The organism is Olleya sp. HaHaR_3_96, from assembly GCF_019278545.1.
In the GTDB taxonomy this organism is placed as follows: Bacteria; Bacteroidota; Bacteroidia; order Flavobacteriales; family Flavobacteriaceae; genus Olleya.
The window spans coordinates 2,515,782-2,529,292 of sequence record NZ_CP058987.1 but is presented as its reverse complement, the minus strand read 5'-3'; the positions used below and the strand labels follow the sequence as shown (position 1 = coordinate 2,529,292).

Below are 13,511 nucleotides of genomic sequence, written 5' to 3'. Positions count from 1 at the left end.
TTTTAATCTACTATTAATTTACAAATCAAAAAAAGCCTATTGTAGACAATCAAATTATCTAATAATAGGCTTTCATATAAAGGTTGCCCTTTAAGATTAATAGCACTGTAAAGTTGCAGAATATTTATAATAATTGCAATACTTAAATTGAGTAATTTTAAATTAAATGTGCATTCATTTTTAACATTCCTATTAATTCTCCTGTGGAAGAAATTTTTAATTTTTTTAGAATATTACGTCTATGCGTATCTACGGTATGCGAACTAATATTTAGTTTTTCAGAAATTGCTTTACTCGTTTTATTTAAAACTAATAACCTAATAACATCGCGCTCTCTGTTGGAGATACCGTCATTTAATAATTTTTGAGAGCAGTTATTAAAATAAACGGTTTCATACTCGTTATTAGCATTTAACAGCTTAGCAGATGCCGTAATAGGTCTTTTTATTGTCGAATCTAAAACCGTATAATGAGCTAAGCCAACTATAGGTTTAATGTCTAAATCGAAAGATAAAGGGGTTGTATTTTGAATAATGGTAACATAGGCATCAGCGCCGTCTTTAAAGCGATAATTCCAAGTGTAATTAGATTTTACACGGTCATTCTCTTTAATTTCTGACATGGTAAACTCCATTAAATGATTCATAGCATTCAACCACACCTCAATATCTTCGGGATGTATTCTACTCCAAAAATAACGCATCCCTTCTGCTTTCAATACAGCTGGATCAATACCTAAACAAGTCTTAAAATTTTTACTGATATATTCAAACGTTAAATCTTGTGTATTAGTCACACAGAAAAAAGTGGAGCTATACGGCAGATAAGCATCTAGCTCCATAATTTTTTTAATATGCGTTTCTAAATTCGGTTTTTCAAAAGCTTTAAAGATAGATTTATAACGGTCTTTTATTTGCTTGTACGTCATGTAAAAATGTTTTATAGCGATTACATTTACACCTACAAGTTATAATAAAAAAACTAAATTGCCGATATAGGTATCGCTGTCGTACTCTTTACCTCACTGATTACAAACATACTATGTGTACTCCCGATATGATTAATGTTGGTTAATTTTTCGACCATAAACTCTCTAAAAGCTTCCATGTCTTTAACCAGAACCTTTAAAAGGTAATCATAATCTCCACTAATATGATGACACTCTAACACCTCTGTTAAATTAGTCACCTCTTTTTCAAATTGAACCACATACGCTTGAATATGTTGCGACAACTTAATGTGACAAAATGCAACAAAGCTTTTTTCTACTGTCTCTTTTTTAACTAGAGCAACGTATTTGGTTATAACCCCATTGTTTTCTAATTTTTTAATTCGCTCGAAAACTGCTGTAACAGATAAATTAAGTTTATTAGAGAGTTCTTTATTAGTCTGTTTACTATCATTTTGTAGTAATTGCAAGAGTTTTCTGTCTATCGCATCAAAGGTCATTATGGAAAAATTTTCAGTGTATGAGTTATAATTTCAAATATACATAATTTATTTTCTACAAATCAAACAAATAATAGTTTTAAAATCCTAATAATTAAACATCTATTGATTATTAATCTATTAATTCTGATATTTGATGTAATCACTACTAAAACAATTATTATGACATTCAAACCAGCAAACAACATTCAAGACTTACAATACTTTGGAGAATTCGGAGGTGTAAACCCCTCTATTTCCGATTCTTCAACATACACGTTTTTATCTGCAAAAACCATGTTTGATACCTTTGAAGGTAATACCGATGGTTGCTATTTATACTCTAGACATTCTACCCCTTCTAATCTATATTTAGGCGAAGCTCTAGCAGCTATGGAAGGCACAGAAACAGCAAACGTTACCGCATCAGGCATGGGAGCCATTACAGCTGTTTTAATGCAACTGTGTGGTGCCGGAGAGCATATTGTATCCAGTCGTACCATTTATGGCGGGACTTACGCGTTCTTAAAAAACTTTACACCTAGATTTGGTCTGTCCACTAGTTTTGTAGATATCACAAAATTAGAACGTGTAGAAGTCGCTATTACACCAAAAACCAAGGTATTGTATTGCGAGTCCGTTAGTAACCCTTTATTAGAGGTTGCTGATATAAAAGGTTTAGCCGCTTTAGCTAAAAAACATAGTTTAACATTGGTTGTAGACAACACGTTTTCGCCATTATCAATATCCCCTGCCCAATTAGGAGCAGATGTTGTTATCCATAGCTTAACAAAATTTATCAATGGATCAAGCGACACGGTTGGTGGTGTCGTTTGTGGGACACAAGAATTTATCAATGCTTTACGTAGCGTAAACGATGGTGCTTGTATGTTATTAGGGAGCACAATGGATAGCTTACGTGCGGCTTCAGTATTAAAAAACTTACGTACGTTACATATCAGAATGCAACAACACAGTTTTAATGCTACTTTTTTGGCTGAACAATTTGAACAATTAGGCATTAAAACAGTCTATCCTGGATTACAATCGCATCCTTCTTACTCTCTATTTAAAAGTATGATGAATGACAAATACGGTTTTGGTGGTATGTTAACCATTGATGCTGGTTCACTTGAAAAAGCCAATGCGTTAATGGAGCTTATGCAAGAGAAAAACTTAGGCTATTTAGCGGTAAGTTTAGGCTTTTACAAAACCTTATTTTCCGCTCCTGGAAGCTCAACCTCCTCTGAAATACCAGAAGACGAACAAAAAGCAATGGGTTTAAGCGATGGTTTAATTAGATTTTCTATTGGATTAGATGCAGATATCCAACGGACTTTTGAGATGATGAAAGACTGCATGATTAAAGTGGGGATTATAAACACCGACATAGCATAACCTATAAATAATTAAACAAAAAAAAAGCCTGAACATTACTAATGTTCAGGCTTTTTACTTTTACTACATTAAGATTATTTTTGTAAAAGCGCTTCTATTTTTAATAGTCTTTCTTCTAAATTCTTAATTTTCTGGTCTTGAGACTCTATAACAGTATCTTGAGACTTTATCTTTTTATTTAATTGTGTAATGTATAAAAATTGTTCTTCTAATTTTTCAAGTGAAGACAAAGACAACTCACTTAAATCAACGCTAAATCCTTTCTTTTTAATTTTCGTATCTAATAGAGGTCACAATCATAGAAAACCACAATACTTGACATAAATCGTTTCTATTGCATAATCTCAAATATTCCCCGCATTAAACTAACAAGTTCAATACTTTAAGTCCTAAACTACAAAACCAACCATTAAGATACCACTTCACTTAAAACTATACGCCAAATTACCCCCATTAACAATGCTATATTATCTCTATCATTTTTTCCAGTTTGTAAGTCAAAAGTTACTACGCCAACCTATTAAGTTATCAAATACAGTTAACTTACTAATTTCCAGCACTCAAATCCATTTGCATAGCTTCTTGTAAAATCGTAACATTACATATCCAAAAAACTAACTAAATGCAAGACGACAATCTTTCGGAAATAGACATCCAAGATCAAACCATTATAGATAATAAAGAACTTAACATTTGGGAAGCATTAATACCTGTTGTTTTGTTAATGTGCATGCTAGCTTACAACATATTTGTAGCAGATGGAGAAGCCTTAGGTGGTTATTCAAATCAATTTATTTTATTAATCGCAGGTGCTATTGCAGCAATTGTTGGTTTTTTAAATAAAGTAAACTACAGACTAATTTTAAAAGAGATTTGGGAAAATCTACAAAGTGTATTTGTTCCTATCATGATACTATTTTTAGTTGGTGCATTAGCCGGAACTTGGTTAATTAGTGGTGTTATACCTGCTATGGTATACTATGGTTTACAAGTGTTAAATCCAACCATATTTTTACCTGCTTCTGTAGTTATATGTGCCATTATATCTATTGCCACAGGAAGCTCTTGGACCACCTCTGCAACCGTTGGGATTGCATTAATTGGTATTGGTACTGCTTTAGGGATTAGTCCTGGTATGATTGCCGGTGCAGTAATCTCTGGCGCGTACTTTGGGGATAAAATGTCACCATTAAGTGATACGACTAATTTGGCACCTGCTATGGCCGGCACAGATTTATTTACACATATTAAATATATGAGTATTACTACTATTCCAACTGTCATTATCACGTTAATAGCGTTTTCTATTATGAGCATAAGTGTTGAATCTACCGGTAGTTCTGACACGTCTTTTATTTTAGGAACCATTGACAAATACTTTAATATTACACCGCTACTCTTTTTAGTCCCAGTGGGTGTCGTAGTTTTAATACTTTTTAAAGTTAAACCTTTAGCGGCATTAGTATCCGGTGTGTTATTGGCTGCAATATTTGCGTTTGTCTTTCAACCTAAACTGATTGAAAATATAACAGATTCTTCTACTAAAACAGTAGTGACATCCATATTAACAGATACCAATGTTGAAATTGATAATACAGAATATCTGGCTAATCTATCTGCTGCAGATATAGAAAAAGTAAATTCTGACCCTGAGCTTAAAAACCTTTTTTCTGATGACGATTTAAAAGGCGTGCATACCCTTCAAAGTCTACAAAACTTTTTAGCTCCGGATTATAAGGATGCTTCGGTCATTAAAGCTAAAGCTGAAAACTTAGAAAAATTAATAACCATCAAACGATTAAAAAAACTATTTAGTGCTGGTGGTATGAATGGTATGTTATGGACAATCTTATTAATTTGTTGTGCCATGGTTTTTGGTGGTACCATGGATGCCATTGGAGCCCTATCCCGTATTACAAAAGAACTTTTAAAACTAGCAACTACAGTATTCGGGCTATTTGCTAGTACAGTCATTAGTTGTTTAGGATTAAATGCAATTGCGTCAGATCAATACCTAGCCTTAGTTATACCAGGTAAAATGTTTAAAAAAGCATACCAAGATAAAGGACTTGCTCCAGAAAACTTAAGTCGTACATTAGAAGATTCTGGAACAGTAACCTCTGTGCTTATCCCATGGAATACTTGTGGTGCTTATCAAAGTGGTGTTTTAGGCGTTGGTGTTGGAGAGTATTTTATCTATGCTATTTTTAACTGGCTAAGTCCATTTACAACATTATTTTTTGCTGCGCTTAATATTAAGATCAGACAACTAAAAGATAAATAACTGTGAATTATCACATTTACATTTTACTATAATTAAAATTTATAGCCTAATAAGATTTAAAAATTTTATTAGGCTATTTTTTTTGCCTTCTAATGTATCTTTGCATACTGAAAAAACAATGTATTAATTATAAAATTTAAAACCAATGGCAATAGTAGGAAAACAATTTCCAGATTTAAATGTGGATGCAATGAACGAAATGGGTGACACCTTTAAAGTTAACGTTCTTGAAGAAGCGAAAAAAAACAATAAAAAAGTAGTATTATTCTGGTACCCTAAAGATTTTACTTTTGTTTGCCCAACAGAATTACACGCTTTTCAAGCTGCTAAAGCAGAATTCGAAAAAAGAAACACAATCGTAATTGGTGCCTCTTGTGATACTCCAGAAGTACACTTTGCATGGTTAAATACTCCAAAAGACAATGGTGGAATTGAAGGTGTAACTTACCCAATATTAGCAGATAGTAACCGTAACTTATCTAGCATCTTAGGTATCTTAGATATCCAAAATGAAACTTACGACGAAGAAACTGGAACGGTTCAAGTTGAAGGAGACAATGTGACTTACAGAGCAACTTACATTATTGATGAAGAAGGTGTTGTACAACACGAAAGTATCAACAACATGCCTTTAGGTAGAAACGTTGGAGAATACTTACGTTTAGTAGATGCGTTAACGCACGTACAAGAAAAAGGTGAAGTTTGTCCTGCAAACTGGGAAGAAGGAAAAGACGCTATGTCTGCAGATGCAAAAGGAACTGCAGCTTATTTAGCTTCACACTAAAAAACAAATATTATGTTACAAGAATTAAGTCAAGACAATTTATCAGAAATTATTGCTGCTAACGATACTGTAGTAGTACAATATTCTGCAACGTGGTGTGGTAACTGTCGTATTATGAAACCAAAGGTTAAGAAATTAGCTGGCGAGTTAGAAAATATAACATTTGTTATCGCTGATGCGGAAAAATTTCCAGAATCAAGAAAATTAGCTACAGTAGATAACTTACCAACATTCGCGACTTTTAAAGGCGGGAAATTTGTAAATCAAACACAGACTAACAAATTTGACGTTTTAAAAGAATTAGTTGACGAAGTAGCATAGTAACCATTTTTCGCTGTAGCGAAATTAAAAAATAATTTTATCAATGAAACTACCAGTAATAAAACACTTAACACAATTTATAGAAGACAATGACGAAGACTATATCGTCGAAACCATTGAAACTCTAGAAGCCTTAACCGAAGTACCTTCTCTTAAAGATGAAGAACTAGACGTTATTGGAGAATTAATCTCTAATATGTATGGTGCTATTGAAGTTAACAAAATGATTAAAGACGGTGCAACTAAAAAGGATGCCGTTAATAACTTTATGAAACGTGTTTTAGGGTCTATTGATAAATAGAAATAAGAAAGAGAAAAATTACCAGTACTAAAAGCCACTTTGCAATAGCAAGGTGGTTTTTTTAGTTTAATCTAAAGTTTGGGCTTCTACTAGTTTCTATTATCTTCGTTAAGATTCAACTATACCAAATCTAAACTCTCTAAAAAGTTATAAAAAACCGATCAACAAATTATAACCTTACTAAAGGGTTTAAATATTAAAATCTGCTCTAAAATTAACGGTTTTAATAATTTTAAATATAATGAAATGGAAAAATTAGAAAACTGTATTTTAAGTCAAGTCGCTGTTAAGAAAAAGGCGATGGACAACATACTTTCCGCCTTTAAACCTCTAGAATTAAACAAAGGTGACTTCTTTCTCAAATCAGGAAAAATATGCCGACAAATGGCATTTATAACGTCTGGTTATTTAAGAATGTATGACATTGTAGACGGAAAAGAAATCACATTATGGATTGGTAGTGAAGGCCGATTTATCACCTCATTGTCAAGCTTCGTTTTTGAAACCAGTAACCATTGGAATATACAAGCCATCACCGACTGTAAACTCTACATTATCAATCGAGAGGCTCATTTTAAACTTAACAAAACAGAACCTAAATGGTTAGAATTTGACAACCTGTTGTTAGCTAACTCTTTTGCTTTATTAGAAAAAAACATGTTCTCTCAATTACATACCACAGCAAAACAAAGGTTTCTTAGTTTGCTAGATGAAGCACCAGATCTTTTTAAAAATGTTCCGCTACAATATATAGCCTCCATGTTAGGTATTACACCAGAATCTTTAAGCAGATTAAGAAAAACAAATTAACTATCATTTGTCAAGAGAGAATACCATTTGTTTATAGAAATTTGCAAGAACAAAATTTTAAACAAAATGAACCCTTTACAAAAAGCTTTAAAAATCAATGCGTTATTCTCAAGCCTTTCAGGATTACTAATCGTAGCATTACATCAACAAATAGCAACAGTATTTGAAACTAGTAATACTACTGTTTTCTGGAGTGTTGGATTAATTTTAATCTACTTTGCGCTTACTATTTGGTACGAAATCAAAGCACAAAGAAAACTAGCTATAATTTGGATAATTATTCAAGACTATACTTGGGTTTTGGCTAGTGTAATTCTAATTTTATTTAACCCCTTTAAAATTACTTTTATTGGTAATTTTATCATTGGAGCCATAGCATTAATCGTTTTATTTATGGGGATAAACCAAATGATTGCATTACAACGGAAATAACCAACACACTTAATCACCAACTATACTTTTTGCGTATATTGACAATTGACTTTAGATGGATTTCAATTATCTTCGTTTATTACAACACATCAAAAGGTATTAATGATGTGTTTTCTGTTCTTCTGATCATATAAAGCTCTCCAATGAAAAACTTACTACACTACATTCAAGCTAGATGTGAGATCTCGACTTCTGACCTCCATTTAATTAAGACACATTCTATTAGTGAAAATGTTCCGGCACAAACCAAACTATTACAAGCAGGAAAAATTGAACGCTATGTTTATTTTTTAAGTAAAGGTATTGTAAAAGGTTATCAAAATATAGACGGTAAAATAGTCGTCCAACATTTAGTACAAGCGCATGATTTTTTTACCTCTTTAGACAGTTTTATGAGCCAAACTCCTGCTATTGATTATTACGAAACAATTACCGATTGTGAGCTTATAAAAATTTCTAAATTAGATTACGACTCACTACAAACACAATCTTCCTTTTGGAGTGATTTTATAAAAACAGTTACCAACGAGCATCTAAACTGTAAATTAGAACGCGTTAAAGATTTTCAGACATTAACAGCCAAAGCACGTTATTTAAAGTTTATCAACCAGCAACCTGAGCTAGCGTTAAACGTGTCCGTAGATACTATTGCGTCATTTTTAGGCATGGAACCGCAATCCTTAAGCCGTATTAGAAAACAAATCACTTTCTAACAAATGTTATTTTTACACATGTAATTACCACAGACCTTTGCACAAACAAAAACACATAAAATATGAGCAAAGAGATTTCATTAGTAACTGGAGGAAATGGTCATTTAGGTAATAATCTAATCCGTTTATTACTTTCTAAAAACCTAAAGGTAAGAACAACGGTTAGAGACATCAATAACACAGCACCTTTTAAAGATTTAGATTGTGAAGTTGCTCAAGCTGATCTATTGGATAAAACAGCTTTAAAAAAGGCATTTAAAGGCGTTACACATGTATATGCAGTCGCCGCAAATTTTAGCATGTGGGCCAAAAACCCTAAAGTTGAAATTTACGATAATAACATGCAAGGCACACAAAATGTATTTGACATTGCTAAGGCCTGTGGTATTAAAAATATAGTATACGTCAGCTCTGTAGCTTCTTTAGATTTTACCTCCCTACCTGCCAACGTCGATAATGGTTATAATAAAGATCGTAGAAACTGGTATTACAACTCTAAAAATGACTCTGATAAATTAGCTTTAGAATTAGGTAAAAAGTATGGTATAAGAACTGTTTTAGTTTTACCATCTGCAATGATTGGTAAGCAAGCGCACAAACTTAGCTATTCTAACAATTTGGTATATCAAATTTTAAATGGAGAAATACCAATAGATACCAACGTCACCTTAAATTGGGTCGATGTCAAAGATGTTGCTTTTGGTGCTTATCAAGCGATGTTAAAAGGCAAAAACAACACCCGTTATATTCTTTCCAACCCAACACATACAACCTTACAAGACAGCGTAAAAATAGCAGCTAATCTATATCCCGAATTAAAATTAAAAACACCAAAAAAGGCACCCAAATGGGTATTATACACTGTAGCAGCATTGATGGAGTTTAGCAGTAAAATCACAAATAAAGAACCATTACTACAACGTCACTATCTAGACATGTTTTACGGACTAAAACAGGATTATGACATCTCCAAATCAAAACAAGAATTAGGTTTCAATCCAAAACCTTCAAAACAAGTCTTAGAAGAGGCCCTTAGCTATCTAAAAAATGATTGGACTATCAATTAAACTTGATGTTATTGACTTTTAGAATTTGTTAAAAAACAGAATGATACTACTATTAAAAGCCACTTCGCAATAGCAAGGTGGTTTTTTTTGTTTAAATTGAAAGCCAACGTTGTAAAACAGACCCAACACCTTTGTTTATCAACAGTTGTATTCAATAAAAAAAATACTAATTTGACACTAAATTAAAACAAAATGAACAAAAAAACTATCCCATCATTAACAACACTCTTTACGCTTGGTCTTTTACTAACGGTCAACAGTTGTAAAGAAGAGGCTAAACAACCTGTTATTGCCCCAGTCCAAGAAGAAGTCGCTCCAAAGCCTGTTTACGCTAGTGATGTTATTCCCTTTTTTGAGCACTGGAAATTAATCTTAGGTGATGGCTCTAATGCTGGCATTGCCACTAAATTTGAGAACAAAGACTTCTTTTACACCGCAAACGATAGTGCTGGTGACTGGGTTGTCTTTAAAGCGCCCAATGGAGGAGATACACACGGTACTTCTAATAATACTAGAACAGAATTAGCACAAACTAAAAAATGGTATCCTAAAACCGCTAATGACAAACTAACAGCGACACTTAAAGTAATGAATGTCTCTGCTACCGGTGATGCTCGTGTTGCAGCCTCTCATGCTGTCGTGGTAGGTCAGATTCATAGTGCTGATAAGCATGAAAACGAACCCTTAAAAATATTTTACAAAAAGTATCCTGGTCAGACTAAAGGTTCTGTATTCTGGCATTACGAAATCAATACCGCAGGCGATGATAATTCTGGACGATGGGATTATTCTTCTGCTGTTTGGGGTAATGACTTTTCTGTAGTTGGTACCGAAGAAAACTCGTATCCTGAAGAACCTAAAGACGGTATTGCGCTAGGCGAAGCATTTAGTTATACTATTGAAGTCAAAGAGGGAATCATGAACTTAACGTTTACTAGTGAAGGACATGAGACAAAAACATTTACTAAAAACTTAATCGCATCAGAATACACGACTAAAGCAGATATCCCTGAGCAAACACAAAAATTATTTGTGCCAATTGGTCAAGATGGTGTAGAGCGTCAAGCAGCTTATACCGGTGAAGGTTGTTTCTTTAAGCTTGGTGCTTATAACCAAACCAACGGTAAATCTCCAGAAGTTAATAAAAACTGGTGTTCTGGGGCAGAAACACATGGTGGTGATATTAAAAAGCAATATGCAGATGGTAATTACGCCGAAGTGTGGTTTAAAACAGGAAGCATCTCTGTAAGTGATGCTGCAGTCTCTAACGATGGGTATTTTGCTAAAAATGACTAAAAAATAAACGATTAACAAAAAACACCCTTTTTTACAAGCCACTTTGCGAAAGCAAGGTGGTTTTTTTATTGAATTGACACTCTAATCTTCTCAAATATTAAAGTAACTTCGTGATCGTTGTATTTGATTCATTAGAAAGGAATCAGACCTATTACATATTAGCCTTATTAAACCAAAAATCATGACAAAACAACTATTACTGACATTAGTATTACTCCAGTCCTTTATTGGATTATCACAAGTTATTTATAGTGATCAATTTAATGAAGGAGTCAATAATTTCACAAGTGATTCGTCATTATTATCTTCAATAAATAACAATGATTTACAAATTGTAGGAGACGGTACTGCTTCTGCTTGGCAAAACATAAGTTATTCCTTCCATAATTCAGGAAGTAGCATAAATGTCAATGCAGCTTCAAGTCCAAAATTATATATAAAAATTAAAGCTCAAAACAATCCACAGATTAGACTCGACTTAATAGACACTAATGGTTATGTTACAAGTTTAACGCCTTCAGTAATTACACCAAATGCGAATTACCAAATACTTGAAATTGATTACACCGACAAACTTGTAGATGGCGGATATGGTAGCTCTTGTACTTCTAGCCCCTGCTCTGTTGATGCGTCGCAGTTATCAGGAATGGTTCTTTTTATAAATCCTGGTAACGGAGAATATAATGGTACAATAACTATCGACTGGTTATCCTTTGGCGAACCATTGGAGCAAATAATCGATTATGACATAAGATATAATCAGGTGGGCTATTTTGTAGGGAGAAACAAAATTATTAATATCGCCTCTTTAAACAATTTTTCACCTAAAAACTTTACTATATTAAATGATAACAACGTAATTGTTTTGAGTGGTGTTACAAACACACCAGATTACTGGGATGATTCGGGTGAATATATAGCAAAGGTAGATCTCACATCAATTGACACTCCTGGCACTTACACCTTCCAAACAGATGAGATAGAGGTTTTATTTAATATAGGAGTAGATATCTATGAATCCATATCTGAAGCATCTTTGAAGTATTTCTATTATAACAGAGCTTCCACATCAATATCATCTACTTATGGAGGTGAATATGCTAGAAACATAGGACATGAAGATACTCAAATCTATGTTCATAGTTCCGCTGCTTCTCCAACACGACCTACAGGAACAATAATCTCTTCTCCAAAAGGATGGTATGATGCAGGTGACTACAATAAATACATTGTTAATAGTGGTGTTTCTACTTATACCCTTTTAGCTGCATTTGAGCATTATGAGTCCTACTATACATCAAAAACATTTAATATTCCTGAAACAGGTAATAACTTACCAGATATATTAGATGAAATTAAATGGAATTTAGACTGGATGTTAACCATGCAAGCACCTTCAGATGGAGGTGTTTACCATAAACTTACGACTTTAAATTTTTCTGGCACTCAAATGCCTGAAGATTCAAACTCTGATAGATATGTAGTACAAAAAAGTACGGCTGCCACATTAAATTTTGCTGCTGTAATGGCTATGGCTTCAAGAATCTATTCCAATTTTGATACAGAAATACCAGGCTATAGTACAACGTTGTTAAATGCTGCGCAGGAAGCCTACACTTGGGCTATAGCAAACCCAAACATTATGTTTTCCAACCCTGATGATGTTTCTACAGGAGAATATGGAGATTACGATATTAGTGACGAGTTTCAATGGGCAGCTGTGGAGTTATTTATCACAACTAGTGATGTACAATACAAAAATGACATCAATGTAAGCACCATAGGTAATGGTTATCCAAGTTGGCAATATGCAGATCCTTCAGCCTTAATTTCAATTATGTTTCATGAAGCATTGTTGTCTCCAGATATTGATACAAATACAGCTAGTAACTTATTATTAAGTTTTGCTAATGATTTAAAAACGACAGTTGAATCTTCTGTAATGAATATTACTATGGGACACTATAACTGGGATTATACTTGGGGTAGCAACAGTACCGCTGCCAATCAAGTTTTAATTCTAATTAGAGGATACGAAATAACCAATGATCAATCTTACTTAGATGCTGCCTACACAGCGATGGATTATTTATTAGGCAGAAATGGTACGGGTTATTGCTATGTTACTGGTTTTGGAGAAAAGTCAACATCGGATCCTCATCATAGAATTTCTGAAGCCGATGGGATCATCAATCCAATACCTGGTATGTTAGCTGGGGGACCTCATACAGGCCAACAGGATGCCTCGGGATGTAGTGAAGCTTACCCAAGTAACTTCAATGCTGCTTCATATTTAGACAACTCGTGTTCTTACGCCTCTAATGAAGTAGCTATAAACTGGAACGCCCCTTTAGCCTACACCCTTAACGCTTTAAACTATTATCAAAATGAAATAGATAACACTCTAAACGTTACTGATTTTAATAGTAATAGAGAAGACATCCGTGTGTATCCTAATCCAACTAATACGGGTCTATTACGTTTCAATACTCAAGAAACTGTTACGGCTATTTCTGTTTATGATATCAATGGAAAACAAATGTTTACCAGCACTACAATCCAGAACAATACTATTGATTTGAGTACTATGCAACACGGCTTATATTTTATCAATTTTTACACGCCTAAAGGTGTTATTCATAAAAAAATTATTAAAAATTAAATTACAATAAGACAC

Annotated in this window: 14 protein-coding genes; 11 read left to right on the top strand and 3 right to left on the bottom strand. The window is 33.4% G+C overall.

Annotated elements, in window-relative coordinates; all coding sequences use genetic code 11:
- Positions 1-157: 157 nt before the first annotated feature.
- Positions 158-928 carry a response regulator transcription factor gene (locus H0I26_RS11155; protein WP_218698695.1) on the bottom strand — a complete coding sequence of 257 codons (771 nt, stop codon included), beginning with the start codon at positions 926-928 and terminating at the stop codon, positions 158-160.
- A gap of 53 nt (positions 929-981) precedes the next feature.
- Entirely contained in the window at positions 982-1,449 is a 468-nt protein-coding gene (locus H0I26_RS11150; RefSeq protein WP_218698684.1) for an Lrp/AsnC family transcriptional regulator, read from the bottom strand.
- Between the two features lie 162 nt (positions 1,450-1,611).
- On the opposite strand from H0I26_RS11150, the gene H0I26_RS11145 reads away from it, so the two are divergent.
- On the top strand, positions 1,612-2,826 hold the full coding sequence (locus H0I26_RS11145; protein WP_218698682.1) for an aminotransferase class I/II-fold pyridoxal phosphate-dependent enzyme: 1,215 nt from the start codon (positions 1,612-1,614) through the stop codon (positions 2,824-2,826).
- A 74-nt stretch (positions 2,827-2,900) separates the two neighbouring features.
- Here H0I26_RS11145 and H0I26_RS11140 read toward each other — a convergent pair whose 3' ends face one another.
- Positions 2,901-3,056 carry a hypothetical protein gene (locus H0I26_RS11140; protein ID WP_157814137.1) on the bottom strand — a complete coding sequence of 52 codons (156 nt, stop codon included), beginning with the start codon at positions 3,054-3,056 and terminating at the stop codon, positions 2,901-2,903.
- A gap of 392 nt (positions 3,057-3,448) precedes the next feature.
- Between H0I26_RS11140 and H0I26_RS11135 the strand changes: the two genes are divergently transcribed.
- The 10 genes from H0I26_RS11135 to H0I26_RS11090 all read left to right on the top strand — a co-directional run bounded on the left by H0I26_RS11135 (position 3,449) and on the right by H0I26_RS11090 (position 13,496).
- Complete coding sequence (locus tag H0I26_RS11135; RefSeq protein ID WP_218698673.1) at positions 3,449-5,110, top strand: Na+/H+ antiporter NhaC family protein; 1,662 nt, start codon at positions 3,449-3,451, stop codon at positions 5,108-5,110.
- A gap of 145 nt (positions 5,111-5,255) precedes the next feature.
- The gene (locus H0I26_RS11130) at positions 5,256-5,894 is read left to right on the top strand and encodes a peroxiredoxin (protein WP_101018312.1); all 639 of its coding nucleotides are present in this window, start codon (positions 5,256-5,258) and stop codon (positions 5,892-5,894) included.
- Between the two features lie 12 nt (positions 5,895-5,906).
- On the top strand, positions 5,907-6,215 hold the full coding sequence (locus H0I26_RS11125) for a thioredoxin family protein (RefSeq protein WP_101018311.1): 309 nt from the start codon (positions 5,907-5,909) through the stop codon (positions 6,213-6,215).
- A 43-nt stretch (positions 6,216-6,258) separates the two neighbouring features.
- Complete coding sequence (locus H0I26_RS11120) at positions 6,259-6,516, top strand: DUF6952 family protein (protein ID WP_101018310.1); 258 nt, start codon at positions 6,259-6,261, stop codon at positions 6,514-6,516.
- A gap of 246 nt (positions 6,517-6,762) precedes the next feature.
- Positions 6,763-7,326, top strand: a complete 564-nt coding sequence (locus H0I26_RS11115; protein WP_218698662.1) for a Crp/Fnr family transcriptional regulator — start codon at positions 6,763-6,765, stop codon at positions 7,324-7,326.
- 66 nt (positions 7,327-7,392) lie between these two features.
- A complete protein-coding gene (locus tag H0I26_RS11110; protein ID WP_218698660.1) occupies positions 7,393-7,758 on the top strand; it encodes a hypothetical protein in 366 nt (121 codons plus the stop codon).
- 143 nt (positions 7,759-7,901) lie between these two features.
- Complete coding sequence (locus H0I26_RS11105) at positions 7,902-8,471, top strand: Crp/Fnr family transcriptional regulator (protein ID WP_218698658.1); 570 nt, start codon at positions 7,902-7,904, stop codon at positions 8,469-8,471.
- A 62-nt stretch (positions 8,472-8,533) separates the two neighbouring features.
- Positions 8,534-9,538, top strand: a complete 1,005-nt coding sequence (locus tag H0I26_RS11100) for an NAD-dependent epimerase/dehydratase family protein (RefSeq protein ID WP_218698656.1) — start codon at positions 8,534-8,536, stop codon at positions 9,536-9,538.
- A gap of 192 nt (positions 9,539-9,730) precedes the next feature.
- Positions 9,731-10,834, top strand: coding sequence for a polysaccharide lyase family 7 protein (locus H0I26_RS11095; protein ID WP_218698645.1), 1,104 nt, complete (start codon positions 9,731-9,733; stop codon positions 10,832-10,834).
- 181 nt (positions 10,835-11,015) lie between these two features.
- The gene (locus H0I26_RS11090; RefSeq protein WP_218698643.1) at positions 11,016-13,496 is read left to right on the top strand and encodes a glycoside hydrolase family 9 protein; all 2,481 of its coding nucleotides are present in this window, start codon (positions 11,016-11,018) and stop codon (positions 13,494-13,496) included.
- Positions 13,497-13,511: the final 15 nt, after the last annotated feature.

Excerpts from the sequence above, each read along its gene's own strand:
- H0I26_RS11155 (WP_218698695.1), bottom strand. The coding sequence starts at position 928 with ATGACGTACAAGCAAATAAAAGACCGTTATAAATCTATCTTTAAAGCT.
- H0I26_RS11150 (WP_218698684.1), bottom strand. The coding sequence starts at position 1,449 with ATGACCTTTGATGCGATAGACAGAAAACTCTTGCAATTACTACAAAAT.
- H0I26_RS11145 (WP_218698682.1), top strand. The coding sequence starts at position 1,612 with ATGACATTCAAACCAGCAAACAACATTCAAGACTTACAATACTTTGGA.
- H0I26_RS11135 (WP_218698673.1), top strand. The coding sequence starts at position 3,449 with ATGCAAGACGACAATCTTTCGGAAATAGACATCCAAGATCAAACCATT.
- H0I26_RS11130 (WP_101018312.1), top strand. The coding sequence starts at position 5,256 with ATGGCAATAGTAGGAAAACAATTTCCAGATTTAAATGTGGATGCAATG.
- H0I26_RS11125 (WP_101018311.1), top strand. The coding sequence starts at position 5,907 with ATGTTACAAGAATTAAGTCAAGACAATTTATCAGAAATTATTGCTGCT.
- H0I26_RS11120 (WP_101018310.1), top strand. The coding sequence starts at position 6,259 with ATGAAACTACCAGTAATAAAACACTTAACACAATTTATAGAAGACAAT.
- H0I26_RS11115 (WP_218698662.1), top strand. The coding sequence starts at position 6,763 with ATGGAAAAATTAGAAAACTGTATTTTAAGTCAAGTCGCTGTTAAGAAA.
- H0I26_RS11110 (WP_218698660.1), top strand. The coding sequence starts at position 7,393 with ATGAACCCTTTACAAAAAGCTTTAAAAATCAATGCGTTATTCTCAAGC.
- H0I26_RS11105 (WP_218698658.1), top strand. The coding sequence starts at position 7,902 with ATGAAAAACTTACTACACTACATTCAAGCTAGATGTGAGATCTCGACT.
- H0I26_RS11100 (WP_218698656.1), top strand. The coding sequence starts at position 8,534 with ATGAGCAAAGAGATTTCATTAGTAACTGGAGGAAATGGTCATTTAGGT.
- H0I26_RS11095 (WP_218698645.1), top strand. The coding sequence starts at position 9,731 with ATGAACAAAAAAACTATCCCATCATTAACAACACTCTTTACGCTTGGT.
- H0I26_RS11090 (WP_218698643.1), top strand. The coding sequence starts at position 11,016 with ATGACAAAACAACTATTACTGACATTAGTATTACTCCAGTCCTTTATT.